The 17,635-nt window shown below is 68.2% G+C and carries 17 protein-coding genes; 9 read left to right on the forward strand and 8 right to left on the reverse strand.

The window, feature by feature from the left end; translation table 11 throughout:
- Positions 1 to 32: 32 nt before the first annotated feature.
- The gene (locus OG555_RS33615; RefSeq protein WP_329476590.1) at positions 33 to 1,289 is read right to left on the reverse strand and encodes an ATP-binding protein; all 1,257 of its coding nucleotides are present in this window, start codon (positions 1,287 to 1,289) and stop codon (positions 33 to 35) included.
- Positions 1,280 to 1,933, reverse strand: a complete 654-nt coding sequence (locus tag OG555_RS33620) for a response regulator transcription factor (protein WP_329476591.1) — start codon at positions 1,931 to 1,933, stop codon at positions 1,280 to 1,282. The genes OG555_RS33615 and OG555_RS33620 overlap by 10 nt, the downstream gene beginning before the upstream one ends.
- A 164-nt stretch (positions 1,934 to 2,097) precedes the next feature.
- Between OG555_RS33620 and OG555_RS33625 the strand changes: the two genes are divergently transcribed.
- On the forward strand, positions 2,098 to 2,895 hold the full coding sequence (locus OG555_RS33625; RefSeq protein ID WP_329476592.1) for a glycosyltransferase family 2 protein: 798 nt from the start codon (positions 2,098 to 2,100) through the stop codon (positions 2,893 to 2,895).
- Positions 2,895 to 3,647 (forward strand): polysaccharide deacetylase family protein, encoded by a 753-nt coding sequence (locus tag OG555_RS33630; protein WP_329476593.1) that lies wholly within the window; start codon positions 2,895 to 2,897, stop codon positions 3,645 to 3,647. The genes OG555_RS33625 and OG555_RS33630 overlap by 1 nt, the downstream gene beginning before the upstream one ends.
- Before the next feature lie 67 nt (positions 3,648 to 3,714).
- Here OG555_RS33630 and OG555_RS33635 read toward each other — a convergent pair whose 3' ends face one another.
- Positions 3,715 to 4,707, reverse strand: coding sequence for a calcium-binding protein (locus OG555_RS33635; RefSeq protein ID WP_329476594.1), 993 nt, complete (start codon positions 4,705 to 4,707; stop codon positions 3,715 to 3,717).
- 273 nt (positions 4,708 to 4,980) lie between these two features.
- Here OG555_RS33635 and OG555_RS33640 point away from each other — a divergent pair, with 273 nt between their 5' ends.
- Entirely contained in the window at positions 4,981 to 5,838 is an 858-nt protein-coding gene (locus OG555_RS33640) for a serine/threonine-protein kinase (protein WP_329476595.1), read from the forward strand.
- Between the two features lie 262 nt (positions 5,839 to 6,100).
- Positions 6,101 to 8,050 (forward strand): glycoside hydrolase family 15 protein, encoded by a 1,950-nt coding sequence (locus tag OG555_RS33645; RefSeq protein ID WP_442914455.1) that lies wholly within the window; start codon positions 6,101 to 6,103, stop codon positions 8,048 to 8,050.
- Positions 8,051 to 8,066: 16 nt separating this feature from the next.
- Here OG555_RS33645 and OG555_RS33650 read toward each other — a convergent pair whose 3' ends face one another.
- Both OG555_RS33650 and OG555_RS33655 read right to left on the reverse strand, forming a co-directional pair.
- Positions 8,067 to 8,807: an orotate phosphoribosyltransferase gene (locus OG555_RS33650; RefSeq protein ID WP_329476596.1), complete on the reverse strand. Its 741-nt coding sequence runs from the start codon at positions 8,805 to 8,807 to the stop codon at positions 8,067 to 8,069.
- Positions 8,808 to 8,896: 89 nt separating this feature from the next.
- Positions 8,897 to 9,922, reverse strand: a complete 1,026-nt coding sequence (locus OG555_RS33655; RefSeq protein ID WP_329476597.1) for an NADPH:quinone reductase — start codon at positions 9,920 to 9,922, stop codon at positions 8,897 to 8,899.
- 202 nt (positions 9,923 to 10,124) lie between these two features.
- Here OG555_RS33655 and OG555_RS33660 point away from each other — a divergent pair, with 202 nt between their 5' ends.
- Together OG555_RS33660 and OG555_RS33665 are read left to right on the forward strand one after the other, a co-directional pair.
- Positions 10,125 to 10,925, forward strand: a complete 801-nt coding sequence (locus tag OG555_RS33660) for an alpha/beta fold hydrolase (protein ID WP_329476598.1) — start codon at positions 10,125 to 10,127, stop codon at positions 10,923 to 10,925.
- A 151-nt stretch (positions 10,926 to 11,076) separates the two neighbouring features.
- On the forward strand, positions 11,077 to 11,973 hold the full coding sequence (locus OG555_RS33665) for a hypothetical protein (RefSeq protein ID WP_329476599.1): 897 nt from the start codon (positions 11,077 to 11,079) through the stop codon (positions 11,971 to 11,973).
- Here OG555_RS33665 and OG555_RS33670 read toward each other — a convergent pair.
- Positions 11,965 to 12,951 (reverse strand): NAD-dependent epimerase/dehydratase family protein, encoded by a 987-nt coding sequence (locus OG555_RS33670; protein ID WP_329476600.1) that lies wholly within the window; start codon positions 12,949 to 12,951, stop codon positions 11,965 to 11,967. The two genes, OG555_RS33665 and OG555_RS33670, sit on opposite strands and share 9 nt — an antisense overlap.
- A gap of 106 nt (positions 12,952 to 13,057) precedes the next feature.
- Between OG555_RS33670 and OG555_RS33675 the strand changes: the two genes are divergently transcribed.
- From OG555_RS33675 to OG555_RS33685, 3 genes are read left to right on the forward strand one after another with little or no spacing between them, the layout of a single operon-like run.
- Positions 13,058 to 13,813 (forward strand): SDR family NAD(P)-dependent oxidoreductase, encoded by a 756-nt coding sequence (locus OG555_RS33675; protein ID WP_329476601.1) that lies wholly within the window; start codon positions 13,058 to 13,060, stop codon positions 13,811 to 13,813.
- On the forward strand, positions 13,803 to 15,278 hold the full coding sequence (locus OG555_RS33680) for an aldehyde dehydrogenase family protein (RefSeq protein WP_329476602.1): 1,476 nt from the start codon (positions 13,803 to 13,805) through the stop codon (positions 15,276 to 15,278). Before OG555_RS33675 ends, OG555_RS33680 begins: the two co-directional genes overlap by 11 nt.
- A gap of 10 nt (positions 15,279 to 15,288) precedes the next feature.
- Positions 15,289 to 15,816, forward strand: coding sequence for an Lrp/AsnC family transcriptional regulator (locus OG555_RS33685; RefSeq protein ID WP_329476603.1), 528 nt, complete (start codon positions 15,289 to 15,291; stop codon positions 15,814 to 15,816).
- A gap of 15 nt (positions 15,817 to 15,831) precedes the next feature.
- Here the strand turns inward: OG555_RS33685 and OG555_RS33690 are convergent, their stop codons facing one another.
- Together OG555_RS33690 and OG555_RS33695 are read right to left on the reverse strand one after the other, a co-directional pair.
- The gene (locus OG555_RS33690) at positions 15,832 to 16,731 is read right to left on the reverse strand and encodes a pseudouridine-5'-phosphate glycosidase (protein ID WP_329476604.1); all 900 of its coding nucleotides are present in this window, start codon (positions 16,729 to 16,731) and stop codon (positions 15,832 to 15,834) included.
- Complete coding sequence (locus tag OG555_RS33695) at positions 16,724 to 17,635, reverse strand: carbohydrate kinase family protein (protein WP_329476605.1); 912 nt, start codon at positions 17,633 to 17,635, stop codon at positions 16,724 to 16,726. Before OG555_RS33695 ends, OG555_RS33690 begins: the two co-directional genes overlap by 8 nt.

A 17,635-nucleotide genomic window follows, 5' to 3' on the forward strand; every position in this document is an offset into this window, starting at 1 on the left:
CAATGCACCTGCACGCAACCTGACTGCCGCCGTCAGGCCCGCGGGAACCGCACCTCGACGTGTCCGCGCCCGTCGGCGACCGCCCGTACGCCGAGGCCCGTCGCGGCCGTGATCCGGCGGACCACGGCGAGCCCGAGCCCGTGCCCGTCCGTGCTGCTGTGACCGGGCGCGAAGACGCGCTCGAGGTCGTCCGGTCCGAAGCCCGGCCCGTCGTCGAGGACATGGACCACGACACTGTCGCCGGCCACCTCTGCCTCGAGGGACGCCGCCGTCCTGGCGTGCCGGGTCGCGTTGTCGAGCAAAGGCGCCAATACAGCGGTCACCACCTCGGCGGGGACGGCCACCTCGAGCTCGGCCGGCGCGTCGATCTGTACGTCGCGGCCCTCGGAAACCTGGCGCAGAACCAAGGCGAGCCGGCAGGTCGCTTCTCCGCGCAGACGAGACCGCGCGGCATCCAGGATCGCACTCACCGCGGCGCTGAGCCGGTCCGTCTCGGCGAGGACGACGTGCGGTACGACGTGGGTTCCCGAGAGCTCGGCCAGTTGGGCCTCGCCGCGCAGTACGGTCATCGGCGTCCGCAGCTCGTGGGCGATCTCGTCGGTCAGCCGCCGCTCGTCGGCGATGGTGTCCGAGACCCGGTCGAGGAGCCGGTCGAAGGTCTGAGCCAGCTCGCCGAACTCGTCGCGAGCCGGCCCCAGGCCGAAGCGCCGGCCCGGGTCATGGTCCCCCCACTCGTCGGCCAGCGCAGACATCTGATGGACGACCCGCAACGCCCGGCTGACGCCGAGGTAGGCGACGAATCCCGCGAGTACGACGGCGAGGCCGCCGAGCACGAGCGACATCAGCAGGCTGCGCTGCTCCGAGTTCTCGTACGGCGCGAGGTCCACCGTCACAACGACGGTGACCGGATGCCCGTGCACGGGCAGCGGTTCGGCGTACAGGAGATAGTGGCCCGTCGTCAGGAACTCGGCTCGGCCGGATCTGCCCAGCCGGTCGACGATCCCGACCATGGGAGAGTGGGCAGCCCCGTCGATGAGCCGGCCGTCGGCATAGACCCAGGCGACAGTGTCGAATGCGTCACCGGTGCCCTCGACGAGCCTGACTGTTCCGTTGTGAACCTGGACAGTCGATGCGACAGCTTCGGCTCGTGTGCGCGCCAGCGTTCGGGTATCGGCGTCGGTCGCCCGGGTGAGCAGGATGTGGCTCAGCACCACGAGTACGGCGACGACCAGCGTCGCGGTCAGGACCGCGAGCGACACGATTCGTCCCCGGAAGCCGGTCAGTCCCATCGGTAGCCGACTCCACGCACGGTCGCGACGCGGCCGTCGACACCCAGCCGGTCGAGCTTCACGCGCAGTCGCCGCAGGTAGGAATCCAGGGTGTTCTCGCTGACATAGGCGCCGTGCGGCCAACCGGCGGCGATCAGCGCGTGGCGGCGTACGACCTCGCCGGGAACCGAGATCAGCCGGCCGAGCAGCCGGAACTCGGTCGGCGTGAGCGATGCCCCGGCGTCGCCCCGGCGTACTTCGTGGCTGGTCGGGTCGAGCACCACCTCGGCGACGGCGACAGCGACCGTGGTCCGGCGCAGCAGTGCGCGGATCCGCACCAGCAACTCCGGGACGTCGAAGGGCTTGGTGAGGTAGTCGTCGGCTCCGGCTTCGAAGCCGCTCACCTTGTGGTGCATGCCGCCCAGCGCGGTGAGCATCAGCACCGGGGCGTTCATCCCGTGCGCACGGAGGGCCAGGCAGACGTCCCGGCCGTCGGCGTCGGGCAGACCGATGTCCAGGATCACGACCTGAGGGGCCGGGTCGATCCGGGCGAGAAGATCGGAGCCTTTCGCCGTTGCGACGACCGAGTGGCCGTCGCCCTCCAGGGCGCGCCGCAGCAACCCGCGCAGCGCGTGGTCGTCCTCACAGACAGCGATCCTGGCCATGGCCAGAACCGTAGCCGGTCAGTTGCTGGAGGCAAATGTCGTTCCTCAGCGTTCTCTCAGCTCCGTCTCGCAAGGATGGCGAGGTGATGCTCGTGCGACGTAGACGGTCGTCGGAAGCCCCCTGCGACATCACCACGGATGCAGCTGGGCCCAGGTTCAGTGTGGTGATCCCCGCCTTCAACGAGGAACGTCTCATCGGGGGCTGCCTGCAGTCGCTGGCTCGACAAGACTTCACCGGCGGGCACGAGGTGATCGTGGTCGACAACAACTGCACCGACGACACCGCGCAGATCGCCCGCCTGTACGGCGCAATCGTCGTACGCGAGGAGACACCGGGCGTCTGCGCGGCGCGGCACCGTGGCACGCTCACGGCCCGCGGACAGATCGTCGTGTCGAGCGACGCCGACACCGTGTTCGACGCCGGCTGGTTGTCCCGCATCGACCGGACGTTCCGGCAGGATCCGGTCCGGGTAGGTGTCGCGGGTCCGTGCCGGTACCCCGACGGACCCTGGTGGGGCAAGGTGTACGCCCGGGTCCTCTTCGAAGTCGTGCACCTCACTTACCGGGTGACCGGCCGGGTCGTTTATATCACCGCGACCAACATCGCATTTCGCAAGGACGCCTGGTCCGGCTACGACTTGACCGGCACCCAGGGCGCCGACGAGCTCGGACTGCTGCGGCAGCTGAGGTCACGCGGCCGGATCGCCTTCGACCGGGGCAATCCCACCCTGACTTCGGCACGCCGGCTGACGCAGGGCCTGGCGTACAACCTCGTCGTATCGTTCTTGTTCTACTACGTTCTCGCCGTCACCCTGAACCGCGCGACCGGGCGCGCCGTCATCGGCACCGCTCCGGCCTTCCGGAGTGATCGGTCTCGGCCGGCTTCACGGCGTTACCGGTTGCTTGGTTTGACCGTGGCCGCCGCTGCCACGGCGCTGACGGCCCGACTGATGGACAGTTGATGAGCCGCGCAACGAGATCGTCCAAAGCCTCGCGGTACGTCGCGGGGCTGACGGTGGGTACGGCGGCAGCGTATTGGCTCATGATGTCGCCCTACTCGCAAACGCTCGGCCCGTTCCCGTACCGCGGCCCAGCCGATCGGCGCGTAGTCGCCCTGACCTTCGATGACGGCCCCAACGAGCCTCACACGTCCCAGCTCGCGGACTACCTCGACCACGAGGGCATCCAGGCGACGTTCTTCCAGGTAGGTCGGGCTGTCCAGCGCTACCCGGAGGTGACCGTGCGGCTGGCGTCCGCAGGTCATGTGATCGGCCTTCATGGTCACACCCACGACTTCACCCGGTACCTACGCCGAGGCACCCTCGCCGAGGATCTGGAGCAAGGGATGGCTGCCTTCGCGCAGCTCGGGATCCGGCCGGCGCTCTACCGGCCGCCCTGGCTGCTGCGGATACCAGCGCTCCTCGGGCTCCTGCAGGACTACGGGCTCCAGGCGGTGTCCGGCGAGTTCTGCCACCCGCTCGAGGTCGCTCAGCCCAGTCCCGAACGCATCGCTCGGCTCGCTGTGCGAGTCACCCGCCCCGGCTCCATCATCATTTTCCATGACGGCCGTGATGGCAAAGGCGGCGACCGGGCCGCCACCGTCGATGCGGTCACGTTGGTCGTCGACCGGCTCCGCGACAAGGGCTACGGCTTCGTCACGGTCGATCGCCTCCTCGGCGTACCCGCCTATCAAGATCACTCTGCCATGGACTGAGAGCTGGGCAAGACGTGCGCACAGAGGGACCCGGCGTCCGCGGTAGGGCGAACGCCGGGTCGTGCGGTCAGAGGATGCTGAGCGTGATCGTGCCTCGCGCCAGCCCGCCGGTGGCCACCGTGTCGCGGCCGGCCAGCGTGTCGACGGTCAGGTGGTCGGTCGGTTCCGCGTTCTTCAGCCGTACGTCGGCCCGGAGTCCCGACACCCGCACGTTCCCGGCGGAACCGGAGACCTGGATGTGGTCCCGGCCGGCGGTGCCCGTGACGGTCACCGCGTCGACGGCCGAGTCGCCGCCGCTCGTGTTGAGCTGCGCACCGAGGTCGACGTCGACCCGCTGAACATCGGTGCCGCGCAGATCGCCGACGGTGACCGTGTCGGCGCCGCCGAGTGCGTTGAGCGCGACCCGTTCGACGTCATCGGTGTCCATCACGATGTTGCCCAGGTCCCGGGTGAACCGCAGTCGCGGACCGTTGGCGGAGGCAACGAACTTCTCCGCGCCGGCCGCGCCGTTGAACACCATGGTGTCCTGGCCGCGACCACCCTCGATCACGTCGCTGCCGTCGCCCGGATCCCAGATGAACTTGTCGTTGCCGTCGCCGAGCAGCGCCGTGTCGGTGCCGCGGTTCCCGTCGACGACGTCGTTGCCGGCGCCGGTGCGGATCAGTTCGTTGCCGCTGCCACCGAATACGGTGTCGTTGCCGTCACCGGTGTCGATGATCGTGAACGGCTGTACCTCGGCGCCGTAGTCGATTCGCACGGTGTCGTCGCCGCCCCGGCTGGTGACCTGGATCTGGCCGAAGTCGCTCCGCTTCACGGTGCGCTTCGCCGTACCATCACCGAAGTCGACCTCGAGAACCGACGTGTCGGCAGCCGGCACGCTCAGTGTGATGTGGTCCGCGTGGTTCGTGCCGGTGACGATCAGCTGGCCGGTGTCGATCGCGACGCTCCCCGAGGGCGTCGCGGATGCCGGGCCGGCCAGACTCACGGCGATGCCTGCGCTGATAGCCGCGGCAGCCGCCGCGCTGAGGCTCCGCCGGATACGTCTCGTCGTGCTGCTCATAATGTGGTCCCTCCCTGTTGGTCACGGCGGTCTCGGATCGGAACGCCGTGGTGCCGGTTTGTCTGGGACCTATACGGGCGTGATCGCCGGCCGGTTCACCCCAATATCTGCAGAGTTTTCGATGCACCCGTCGCAAGAAGTTGCCGAGGGCATCTAAAGACAGAAGTGTCCGGGGCGATCGGAATTCTCACCGATCGAAGGTCGAACCGGATCGGCCCGACGTCCGTATTGAGAGCACGAGAGGCGTATCAGGACCCGCAAAGGCAGGCGATCATGGCAACAGTCGCGGTGGACCCACCACCGACGGTCGTCGCGCCAGGGCACCTGGTGACCGGCCGATATCGCTTGCGGATGTTGCTGGGCCGCGGCGGTATGGGCCGAGTCTGGCTCGGAGAGGACGAACTGCTGCGCCGGCGAGTCGCGCTCAAGCACATGATGCTCCCGGACCACGCGTCCGAGCACGTCCGCGCCACTGCGCTGGCCGAGGCGCGCGCGGCGGCGCGACTGAATCACCACAATGCGGTGAAGGTGTACGACGTCATCGAGGACGCCGGCGATCACTGGATCGTCATGGAACCGCTGTCCGGGCGAACCATGGCCGACGCGCTGAGATCGGATGGACCGCTCCCGACCGCGGACGTACGGCGGATCGCACTGCACCTGGTCGACGCACTGCGGGCCGTCCATCGTGCGGGTCTGGTGCACTCCGACGTCAAGCCCGCGAACGTCCAACTGTGCGACGACGGGCGGGTTGTCCTGATGGACTTCGGCATCGCCGCTGCCATCGACGATCAGCACACCCTGTCGAGTGAGGCTCTGGCCGGCAGTCCGGCGTACATGTCACCGGAGCGAGCCCGTGGTGACGCGGTCGGCCCGGCGTCCGACCTGTTCTCCCTGGGCGCGACACTGTTCGCGGCTGTCGAGGGGAAGTCACCCTTCGGCGCCGGCGACCCGTTCAGCACGCTGGTCGCGGTGGTCGAGGCCCAGCCGGGCCCGTTCGTGAACGCCGGCCCGCTGCGCCCGATCATCGAAGCCCTGCTCGCGAAAGACCCCGCCGATCGGCTGACCGTCGACCAAACCACCGCCGCCCTCCAGGGGCAGCCAGTCCAGTCGGAATCAGAACGGAAGTAGCCGGCCCGACGGGGACCGAAGGTCGAGGTCTCTCAGGCGTCTGCGCCTGACTGTTCGAATCCGCCTCGGCCGAATCAGCACCTGCTGCATCGATTGCACCTCCTCCGAAGGGCACGCCATCGTGCCGACGGTGTGTTGATCTCACTGGTAACGACGACGCAGCCCGCCGGAATGTGACGTGGCTGGGCCGCTCAGCCGTTCGGACTGGCGCCACAACGAGCGTTCTCCGCATGATGGTTGGAACGACGAAGGAGGGAGGGGAGTGACCTTGCCTCAGTCCCTGGCACGTACCCTCGCGACTTCTGGTGACCTGCGGGAAGGTCCGAGTCGGAGCGCACACCCGCCGATTGCGGACTATGCCTTCCTGTCGGATTGCGAGTCGAACTGCCTGATAGCGCCGAGTGGTGCGGTGGAGTGGATGTGCCTGCCGCGGCACGACTCACCCAGCGTGTTCGGAGCGATTCTCGACCGGGCCGCGGGGAGCTTCCGGCTCGGTCCGTACGGCGTACAAGTGCCCGCTGCACGTCGCTATCTGCCAGGCAGCCTGATGCTCGAAACGACCTGGAAGACACCGACGGGCTGGTTGATCGTCCGTGACGCCCTGCTCATGGGTCCGTGGCACAACGTCGCCGACCGGTCCCTGACTCACCGCCGTACGCCTACCGACTACGACGCCGAACACTGTCTGCTGCGGACCGTCAAATGCGTCAGCGGCACTGTGGATCTCTCGATGGTGTGCGAACCGATGTTCGGCTATGGCCGCAAGGAAGCAACTTGGCGGTATGACGGTCAAGGCTACGGGGAGGCGGTCGCAGACTGCCCTGACCTGGATCACGATGTCACTCTGAAGCTGACGACCGATCTACGCCTCGGTCTGGAGGGCCGGACGGCCCAGGCCCGGACCCGCATGTCGCAGGGCGATACGGCGTTCGTGGCGCTCTCGTGGTCGGTTCTGTCGGCGCCGCGGACGTGGGTGGAAGCCCTCGAGAGGATGGGGCGAACGGCCGAGTACTGGCGGCAGTGGATGAATGTGGGTGTGTTTCCGGATCACCCGTGGAGCAGTTATCTGGCGCGCAGCGCACTCACCCTGAAGGGACTCACCTTCGCTCCCACCGGGGCATTGCTCGCCGCCGCGACGACATCCCTGCCGGAGACGCCGTACGGCGAGCGGAACTGGGACTACCGCTACTCGTGGGTCCGGGACTCCACATTCGCGCTCTGGGGGCTCTACACCATCGGGCTCGATCGCGAGGCGAACGACTTCTTCTCGTTCCTGACCGAGATGTGTGACGGCGAACACGACATCCAGATCATGTACGGCATCGGCGGCGAACGCGAATTGCCCGAGCAGATTTTGGACCACTTGACCGGATACGAAGGCGCGAGACCGATCCGGGTCGGCAATGCCGCCTACCTGCAGGGCCAGCACGACGTCTGGGGAGCCATCCTCGATTCGGTGTATCTGCATGCCAGGTCGCGCGACCAGGTGACCGAAAGCCTGTGGCCGTTCCTCAAGCGGCAGGCAGAGGCGGCCGCGAAGCACTGGCGCGAGCCCGACCAGGGGATCTGGGAATCACGCGGTGAACCGCAGCACTTCACCTCGTCCAAGCTGATGTGCTGGGTGGCGATGGATCGTGGCGCCAAGCTGGCCCGGCTGCACGACGAGCCCGGATTCGCCGATGATTGGCAGGCGGTCGCCGACGAGATCCGTCACGACATCTGCACCAACGGTGTGGACGACAGGGGAGTTTTCGTCCAGCGGTACGGCGCCGGCACGCTCGACGCCTCGCTGTTGCTCCTGCCGTTGCTGCGGTTCCTGCCGGCTGACGATCCACGGGTTCGCGCCACTGTGCGGGCGATTGCCGACGAACTGACCGAGGACGGCATGGTGCTGCGCTACCGCGTCTCGGAGACCGACGACGGGATGCACGGTGCCGAGGGCACGTTCACGATCTGCTCGTTCTGGCTGGTGTCCGCGCTCGTCGAGATCGGCGAACTGGACCAGGCCACCGCGCTCTGCGAGAAGCTCCTGTCGTACGCGAGCCCGCTGGGTCTGTACGCCGAGGAGCTCGACCCGCTCAGCGGACGCCACCTCGGCAACTTCCCGCAGGCGTTCACCCATTTGGCCATGATCAACGCCATCACGCACATCATTCGCGCCGAGGAAGCAACCGGCCCGAACACCTTCGTCCCCGCCCACCAGCGCCTCTGATGCTTCGGGAGCCCCGCTAGGCGGCCTGGGGCAGGAGGGTCCAGCGGGGGTCTTTGTCGGGCCAGTGGTTGACCAGGGCGTCGACGGCGAGACGGTGGGTCGCCGGGTCGAGTATGCCGTGATCGGTGGCGGCTGTGAGTACGTCGAGGTACGTGGCGATGGACTCGATCGGCAGCGTCTTGGCGATCGGAGCCACGGACGTCGCAACGTCGCGCATGTCGACGAGGGTGAAGACTCCGGCCAGGATCGCGCCTTCGCTCTGGAGTTCGTCGGCAAACGCCTCGAGCGCCGTACCTGACGAGACGGCATCGTCGACAAGCAGCACTCGCCGGCCTGTGACCGACGCTCCGCGGACGCGTGGTTCATGGTCTTCGTGCCCGACGTACCCAGGCTTGCGGACGAACGCGAAGGGGAGGTCGCCGGCCAGCGCGACTGCGGTGGCGAGCGGGATCCCACCGGTCTCTGCGCCCACGATGACGTCCACGTCGAGCTGATGGGCGAAGGTTGCACCTGGTTCGGCGAGGTCGTGCAGCAACCGCGGGTCGCCGTACGCGTTCTCGTTGGAGAGTGGCTGCAGGGGGAGACGGGTCTTCATGTCCCAGTGCGCGATGCCGGGCCGGACCAAGCCCGGCACGGTGGCGAGCCGGGTGACGAGGTCGGTGCGCGGACTCGGTACGGCGGTGAGGCGGGCAACGTCCGCACGGTCGGCGAGCCTCGTCCGCCGGGGGTTCGCCAAGGTGATCTGGTTGGTGTACATACCATTCACGGTCGCCCCGCACCGCGTCAGTCGCGCCCGTGGCTCTCCCTAGTGATCACCCTGGAAGCCCCGCGGGGAACGCGGCGTGTTCAGCTAGCGTCGACGGTGATCAGCACCTTGCCGACCGCTCCACTCTCGACGGCGGCGTGGGCCGCAGCTGTCTCCTCGAGGGGATAGCGGTGCAGGGGGAGACCGGCCTCCTCGCCGACCCGGAAGGCGCCGTCCGCGATTGCCTGGTTGATGTCCGTGGCGCCGGCGGAGATCCGGTCCCAGCCGACGGTGTAGAGCAGGACGAACTGGTAGCGCGTGTTCAGCCCCATGTTTCGCCGTACGTCGAGATCGACCGGGACGCCGCCGTCGTTCGCGTAGATCGAGATCGTCCCGCCCGGGCGGAGAACTGCCAGATCGAGCTCTGCATTGGCGCCGGCCGCGACTTCCACGACGAGATCGACCCCATCGGGCGCGATACCCCTGATCGCCTCGACCGCGTCCGGATCGCGGTAGTTGACGACATGATGCGCCCCAGCTGCCGTCGCGAGCCGCGCTTTGGCCTCCTGGCTGACGGTCGCGATCACCTCCGCGCCCGCCCAGCGCGCGAGCTGGATCGCCGCGTTGCCCACTGCTCCGGCACCGCCTGCGACCAGGATCGTCCGATCCGCCAGCGCATCGGGTGCCAGCCGGGTTGGGCCGCCCTCGCCGACTGTCAGCGCTCGATGTGCGGTGAGCGCCGGGATCCCGGTACTGGCGCCGAGGTCGAAGCCGGCCCCCGCGGGCAAGGGGAACACGCGCTCGGCGGGGACGACGGTGAACTCCTGCGCGGTACCACTCGCGGGACGGCCGTCGCCGGCCAGCGTGACCCAGACGCGATCGCCGACGCCGAGGCTGTCGACGCCGGCGCCGAGTTTGTCGACCACGCCCGCGCCGTCGTGGTTGGGGACGGTTGCGTCCGCAGGTGCGCCGCCGTACTGACCGCTGCGCGCCTTCCAGTCCGTCGGGTTCACCCCCGACACCATCACGCGCAGCCGGACTTCGCCGTCCCCGGGTTCAGGGATGGGTGCGTCGACCAGTTCGAGCACGGCCGGATCGCCGGGGCGCGTGTACCTGATCGTTCTCATACAACGTCCTCCTCGATGTCGGCCGCTGCGGGCAGCGTCTCACGACCGGTGCGAGGGCGTCGCCCCTGGCCCGAAGGCCTCGGCGCCGGACACGCACCAGGAGCCGGACCAGTGACTTCCACTGGGGTGACACGTCAACCACAGACGCACTGTGGTCGTAACGGAACCCCTCCGATGATTGGAAAGACCGATGAGAAACCTGATGTCGAATGCAAAGAACCTGCTGGTCGGCGCGGCCGGAGTGGCGGTCCTGCTGGCCGGGGCGACCACTGCCCAGGCCGCGGAGGCCGGACAGACCGCCCAGTCCGAGCAGGTGAAGCCGACGATCGTGCTGCTGCATGGTGCGTACGCCGACGGCTCGAGCTGGTCCGGAGTGACCAGCCGGCTCCAGCACGACGGCTACAACGTGGTGGCTCCCGCCGTACCGCTACGCGGGATCGCGTCCGACACGTCGTACCTGAGCGGCGTCCTCGCGACCATCCCCGGGCCGAAGGTGCTCGTCGGTCACTCGTACGGCGGCGCGCTGGTCAGCGAGCTCGCGGACACATCCGGGGTGAAGTCGCTCGTGTACGTCGCGGCGTTCATCCCGCAGGCCGGCGAGACGCTGGGGGCACTCAACTCGCAGTTCCCCGGCAGTGAACTCGGTCCGGACGTGACCAACGTGATCAGCTACCCCGGTGGGGTGGACCTCGCGCTGAAGCCGGACAAGGCCGGCCCGATCCTGGCCGCGGACATCCCGGCCCGGCAGGGTGCTGTCTTGATTGCGGCGCAGCGGCCGGTTGCGGCTGCGGCGTTCAGCGAGCCGGTGGAGAAGACCGCCCCGGCGGCCCTTCCGAAGTACGCGGTGATTCCGACCGGTGACAAGGCGATCGCCCCGGCCGCCGAGCGGTTCATGGCCACCCGGGCCGGCGCGACAGAGGTCGAGATCCCCGATGCGTCGCACCTGGTCGCGGTGTCCCAGCCGTCGGCAGTGACCCAGGTGATCGAGCGAGCCGCCCGTTGATCGCGGTCCTCGCCAGAGCCGGCCGGAGCATCCCGCTCCGGCCGGCTCTTGTCTGCCAGGCGCGGTCAGCGGAACAGGGCTGGCAGCGGAGGTCGGCGGCGAACTGTCGTGAGGTGCTGTAGGCGTCCGGGGTGAGTGCGATCCTGTGGCGGTGAGAACTGGGATGACGGCCGCTGCTTGGGCCGAGCAGCAGGTCGCCGCGGTCCGCGACGATCCGTCCGGCCGGCTCGCCCTGATGCAGCGTTGCTACTACGGTCCGTTCGGGAAGGCGCCTCGGCATCTGCCGTATCGCCGGGCGGCGATGTCGGCGATGCAATGGGAGTTGCGGCGCGGTGTGCTGCAGCCACCCTTCAGTGATCGTCCGGGAAGTCCGTGGTGGCGGGCCGTGAATGAGCGTGTCCTTCGGGACGGCTGCGAGGCTGTGGCGCTGAGCGGCGACCTGTCGGGCTCGGCCTCGTCGCGCACGGTCGAGTTCTGGCTGTCCTTCGCGCAGTACCCGACCGCCAGGGCGTGGTGGCGAGCGCACAACGGAAGCGTGATCGCCGGCTATCTGGAGCACCGCGCGTTGGCTGAGGCGGAGACCGTCGCCGAGCGCTTCTTCATGAACGTCGTGCTGTGCAGGGTGCTCTACACCCATGCCCTCGTCGCGGCGCCCCGGATCGCCTTGGGCTGGCTTCGTCCGCTCGCCCCGCTGCTCGGTGACCCGAGGCTCGGTATGGCCGGGATCTTCCTCCAGTTGTCCCGAGTGCTGCCGGACGAGTATCCACTGCGCGAGGAGGTGCGGTTCTATATGCGGAACGAGCTCGGATTCGGCCGGCTTCTGGACTACGGCGTGATCGTCCCGCGGTTGCAACAGATCTACGAGTGGTCGGCACACGAACTCGCCGACTCGGGCCTGCTCGACTGCATCGACGACGGGGCCTTGACCTACGCGCTGTCAGCCGATGACCACACCTTCTGGCAGCCACCAGACTCCCTCATCCTCCACCTGGCCCAACGTCTGCTGCCCCCGCCGACGGAGCCTCGGAGGGGCGGTACGTCAGCGTGAGTAGCGGTCGACGAGCGTGTTCATCGCCTCGTCGATGTTGCTGTCGACGCGGCGCCGGCTGGGGTCCTCGTCGTACCAGGTGATGATCTCGCGGGCGCCTGTTTCGAAGGGGATCGTCGCGACGAAGTCCGGGACCACTTGGCGGAGCTTGCTGTTGTCGAAGACCGCCGAATGGGTCTTGTCGCCCAGCAGGCCGTCCCCCCACCCCTGATGTACGGCGGCGATGGCATCGGACGGAACGTGGACGATCTGTGCTGACGTCCCAGCTGCCGTGGCCAGCGCGTGCGCGATCTGGTCCCAGGTCAAGACATCGTCGGATGTGATCTGGAATGTGTCGCCGAGCGTGCGTTGGTGGCCGAGCAGCGGCACCAGCCCGCGGGCGAAGTCGCGGTGGTGCGTCAGAGTCCACAGCGAGGTCCCGTCACCGTGCACCACGATGGGCTGGCCGCGGCGCATCCGTTCGACGATCGTCCAGCCGCCGTCGAACGGGACGAGAGTGCGGTCGTAGGTGTGCGAAGGCCGCACGATCGTGGCCGGATAGCCCTCGTCCCGGTACAGCCCGGTCAGGAGGTCTTCGCAGGCGATCTTGTTGCGTGAGTACTGCCAGAACGGGTTGCGCAACGGCGTCGACTCGGTGATCGGCAGCCGGGCTGGTGGCGTCTGGTACGCCGAGGCAGAGCTGATGAAGACGTACTGGCCGACGTGTCCGCGCAGCGCGTCGGTGCGGGTGCGCACCTGATCGGGCGTGAACGCAATCCAGTCGACCACGACATCGAAGTCCTGGCCGGCAACGGCGGCCAAGGACGCCGGGTCGTCGATATCGGCGGTGATCTGCTTCGCCTCCGGCGGGAGCGGGCGGATCGAGGTCTGGCCCCGGTTGACGACCGTGAGGTCGAGTCCCAGCTCGACTGCTCGCCAGGAGCAGGCCGAGCTGATGATGCCGGTTCCACCGAGAAAGAGAACACGCAGCCCACTCATTCGAACAACCTCTCCGTAAGATCACTCAGGTCCCGAACTTGGAGAATGATAACAACTGAGCCATCCTGGGCTTACATCTGAAAGAATCAAGAGGGGCGGGTGGATTGTGGGCAGCCTCGAGGGGCGCGTTGTTCTGATCACCGGCGCCGGCGGTGGTATCGGCTCGGCGACCGCTCGCACGGTGGTTGCCCAAGGCGGGCATGCGCTGATTCACGACATCTCGGGATCCGCGCTCGATCCTCTCGCCAAGGAACTCGGTGACAGCGCTACGGCCCTGGTCGCCGACCTCACCGACCTGGCGGCGGTCAAGAAGCTGTGGGACGACGCCTGGGCCGTCAAGGGGCACGTGGACGTCCTGGTCAACAATGCCGGCGCCTATCCGCCTGCTCCACTGGACGCCCCGCTCGAGGAGTGGCTCAAGGTCTGGGACTTCTCGCTAGACCTGCATCTCAAGGCGCCCGCGGTCCTGTGCCGCGAGGCGGTGGCGGCGTACGCCCGACTGGACCGGGGCGGCATCATCATCAACCTGGCGTCGCGCGCTGCGTTTCGTGGCGAGGATCCGGAGTACTGGCACTACGCGGCCGCCAAGGCCGGTGTGGTTGCGATGACGCGCACGATCGCACGCCAGTACGGCCGTCACGGCGTGACCGCCTTCGCTGTCGCTCCTGGGTATGTGGACACCGACTTGAACGAGCACTTCCGTGACACGGTCGGCGTCGAGGTCGCCGCGGAGCAGACCGGTCTGGGGGAGGTCGCACAACCGCAGGACGTTGCCAACATCATCGCGTTCCTCGCGAGCGGTCTGGCGAAGCACGCGACGGGCACCACGATCGACGTGAACGGAGCATCGTATGTCCGTTGACACCGCCCTCGCGCGGATGAGTGCGGACCTGTTCGTCAACGGATCCTGGATCCCGGGCAAGGCCGGGGCACTCGACAACGTTGACCCAGGCAACGGTCGTACGATCGGAGCCGTCTCGCTGGCCGGCGCCGACCAGGTCGCCGAGGCGATCACCGCCGCCGAGAACGCGTTCCCGGCCTGGTCGGCGACGCCGGCCGCTGCTCGAGGAGACATCCTCCGGCGTGCGGCCGCACTGCTCGCGGATCGCGGCGAGGAGGCCGTGGCGACGATCCTGTTGGAGACCGGCAAGACGGAGGCCGACGCCCGCGGCGAGATCGGCCGCGCCGCGGAGACGCTGCGCTGGAACGGCGAGCAGGCCGGCCGAATCCCAGCAAGCGTGTTCCCCGGCGTTGCCGCCGGGTCGCGCCGCCTCTCGATTCCGACTCCGCTCGGTCCCGTCGCGGTGATCACGGCTTGGAACTTCCCGGCTGTCCTGGCGACGCGGAAGCTCGGCGCCGCCCTCGCCGCGGGCTGCACGGTGGTGTTCAAAGCATCGGAGTTCGCCCCGGCCACCGCACGACTCATCGTCGAACTGCTGGTGGAGGCGGGTCTTCCGGCCGGGGTGGTGAATCTGGTCTTCGGTGATCCGCAGGCGGTCTCCGAACAGCTCACTTGCTCCGCGGCGATCAAGGCTCTGTCCTTCACCGGATCCACGGCCGTCGGCAAGACGCTGGCCGCGCAGGCGGCTCCGAACCTCATCCGCACAGTCATGGAGTTGGGCGGGCACGCGCCCGTACTGGTGATGGATGACGCCGACGTGGATCACGTGATCGCCACCACGGCGGCCGCCAAGTTCGGTTCCGCCGGTCAGTCGTGTGTCGCGCCCTCGAGGTACTTCGTTCACGAGTCCCTGTACCGGGAGTTCGTCGACAAGCTCACGGCCAAGGCGGCGTCCTACATCGTTGGCCACGGCACCGAGGATGGAGTGACGCTCGGCGCGGTCGCACACCAGGGACGGGTGGACGCACTTGTCCGGCTCGCCCGCGATGCCGCCGATCATGGCGCCGTCATCGCGACCGGAGGCCGGCAAGTGGACCGCGATGGCTTCTACTTCGAGCCGACCGTCGTCGCCGGACTGCCGCTGGACTCCAACGCCATGATCCTGTCGGAGGAGCCGTTCGGTCCGATCGCGACCGTCTCGTCGTTCAGCACGCTGGACGAGGCGATCGCGGCAGCCAACGCGGCGCCTTACGCGTTCGCGGCGTACCTGTTCACGAACAGCATGGATGTGCGCGACGAGGTCGTCCGGCGGCTGAGCGCGTCGAACATCGGCGTCAACCAATTGGCTCCGTCGCTGCCCGACGTACCCCTGGGCGGCCTGGGCAACTCCGGCTACGGCTACGAAGGCGGAATCGAAGGCATCCTCGCCTTCGCCCAACTACGTCTCGTCTCCGAGACCGCGGGAGATCCTCATGCTCGCCGATAATCATTCCTCCTTGGCGCACGTCCGTGACGTGGCCGCGACGGCGCGCGAACCGTACGTGCTCGACGCGATCGACCTGGCCCTGCTGAAGATCCTGGTGGCGGACTGTCGTACGTCGCAGCGCCAGATCGCCACCATGCTCGGAGTCTCCGCCCCCACTGTCGGTGAGCGGATGGCCCGGCTCGAGCGCAATGGCGTCATCACCGGGTACAGCGCCCAGGTCGACTGGTCGGTCGTCGGCTACGGGCAGGTCGTGTTCCTCTCGATCGAAGCAGGCCCGGGATATGACGTCGCCGCGATCATGGCCGCCCTCTGGGACCTGGCGGAGGTCGAAGACGTCACTCTGGTCACCGGTGAGCTCGATCTCCTGATCCGGATGCGGGTCCGCGACTACGGCGAGCTGAGGACGATCCTGATGGACCAGGTCTGGCGGATCCCGGGCATTCAGAGGACGGCGACCCTGCTGTCCGTGGCCGACATGCCGGCGAAGGACTTCGGAGCCGCCCTCCTCGACAAGCTCGAGCAAGCAGCCGGCGACTGACTGACGACCGTTGGATCACCCGGCGAGCGTGACCGCGATCCGGGCCGCGATGTCAGCGTTGTTCCGGGCCAGGGCGAGGTTGGCTGGGATGCTCTCCCCGTCCGTCTCCTTCTCGATCCTCGCGAGGACGTACGGCGTGACGGCGGGACCCGCGACCCCGGCACGGGCACTCGCATCCAACGCCGCCGTGAGTACGGCGTCGATGCGCGACGCCGGGATCTCGTCGTCGACGGGAATCGGAACAGTCAGCAGGACGCCGGTAGCCGACCGCGCCTGGAAGCGGAGGACGTCACAGACGACTCCCTCGTCATCGACCCGGTGCGGAATCGGCAGACCACTCGACCGCGTGTAGAACGCCGGGAACCAGTCGTGCTGCCAGCCCAGGACCGGGACACCGGCGGTCTCGAGATACTCGAGTGTTCGCGGCAGGTCGAGGAAGGCCTTGGCGCCGGCGCACACGGTGATGACTGGGTGGTTGGCGATCGCGTCGAGGTCGGCCGAGACGTCGCCGCTGAGTTCTGATCCGCGGTGGACACCGCCGATGCCGCCGGTGGCGAACACCGAGATGCCGGCGGCGTGGGCCAAGGCAACCGTCGCCGAGACGGTGGTGACGCCGACGTCCCATCCTTGTGCCTGGGCCACTGCCAGGTCGCGCTCGGCGACCTTGCGGGTGCCCTGCAGCACTCGCTTCTCTTCGTCCGGCGAGAGACCGACATGCGGCCGGCCGTCGAGGATCGCGGTCACGGCTGGTGTGGCGCCGTGGTCGAGGACTGCTTGCTGGCACAGTCCGAGTGCGTCGGCGTTCGCCGGCGCCGGCAGGCCGAGATTCGAGAAGATCGTCGACTCGAGCGCGACGACCGCGCGACCTCTCTCCAGAGCGTGCGCCACGTCGTTGGACAAGATGGGCTCAATCACACACAGTTCCGTTCTCGTCAGTGGTCATGGACAGGGTGGCACCAGGTTCGCCGAGAACCCTCCGGGCAAGGCGATGGCCGGCTTCGACGGCCTCGACGGCATCGGCTGCATCGAGTACGGCGGACAGGAAGCCCGCGGCGAACGCATCGCCGGCGCCAGTCGTGTCACGCACCTCGTCGACAGGGGGTACCCGGACGGTTGCTGACCTGTTGCCGCCGAGGTGAACCTCAGTGGGCTCCACGCCGTTCTTGACCACAACCGTCGTACCAGAAGTGGCGAGGTCTCGCAGGGAGGCGGCGTCGGCTTCGATCCCGTTCGCGAAGACGTACGTCGGCTGCAGTGTTCTGATCAGGGCACGGAACGGCGTAGGTCCGACGGCATCGATGAGAGCGACCGAGGACGCATCGATGGTGAGGATTGCGCCTTCGGCACGGGCGATGCCGGACGCTTGGCGGAGGACGGACAGCGACGGCCCGGCGAGGGAGTACGCCGAGAGGTGGATGGCGTCCGCGCCGGAGAGCCAGAGGTCAGGTACGTCGGCCAGCTGAGCCGCGGCCGCTCGGTCGGGGTACATCGTGCGTTCTCCATCGTCATCCACCAGAATCACGATGGTGCCGGTTCGTCCTTGCCTCTGGACCCTGGCGTCGACACCGGCCCTGGCCAGGTCCCGCACCAGTGCCGCGCCGACGGGGTCGTCCCCGACCCGCCCGACGAACCGAACCGCCGTCCCGAGACTGCTCGCAAACGTAGCAACATTGGAGGCCGCGCCGCCGCGTGCCCGGCGGATCCGTGCCGGGTTGTCCGTACCCGCCCGCGTCGCACCAGCCGCCCAAACAACAACGTCCTCGACAAGGTCACCGACACACACAAGACTCCGTCGACCCTGCAACGCCCCACCTCCCAT

The organism is Kribbella sp. NBC_01484, assembly GCF_036227145.1.
GTDB lineage: Bacteria > Actinomycetota > Actinomycetes > Propionibacteriales > Kribbellaceae > Kribbella.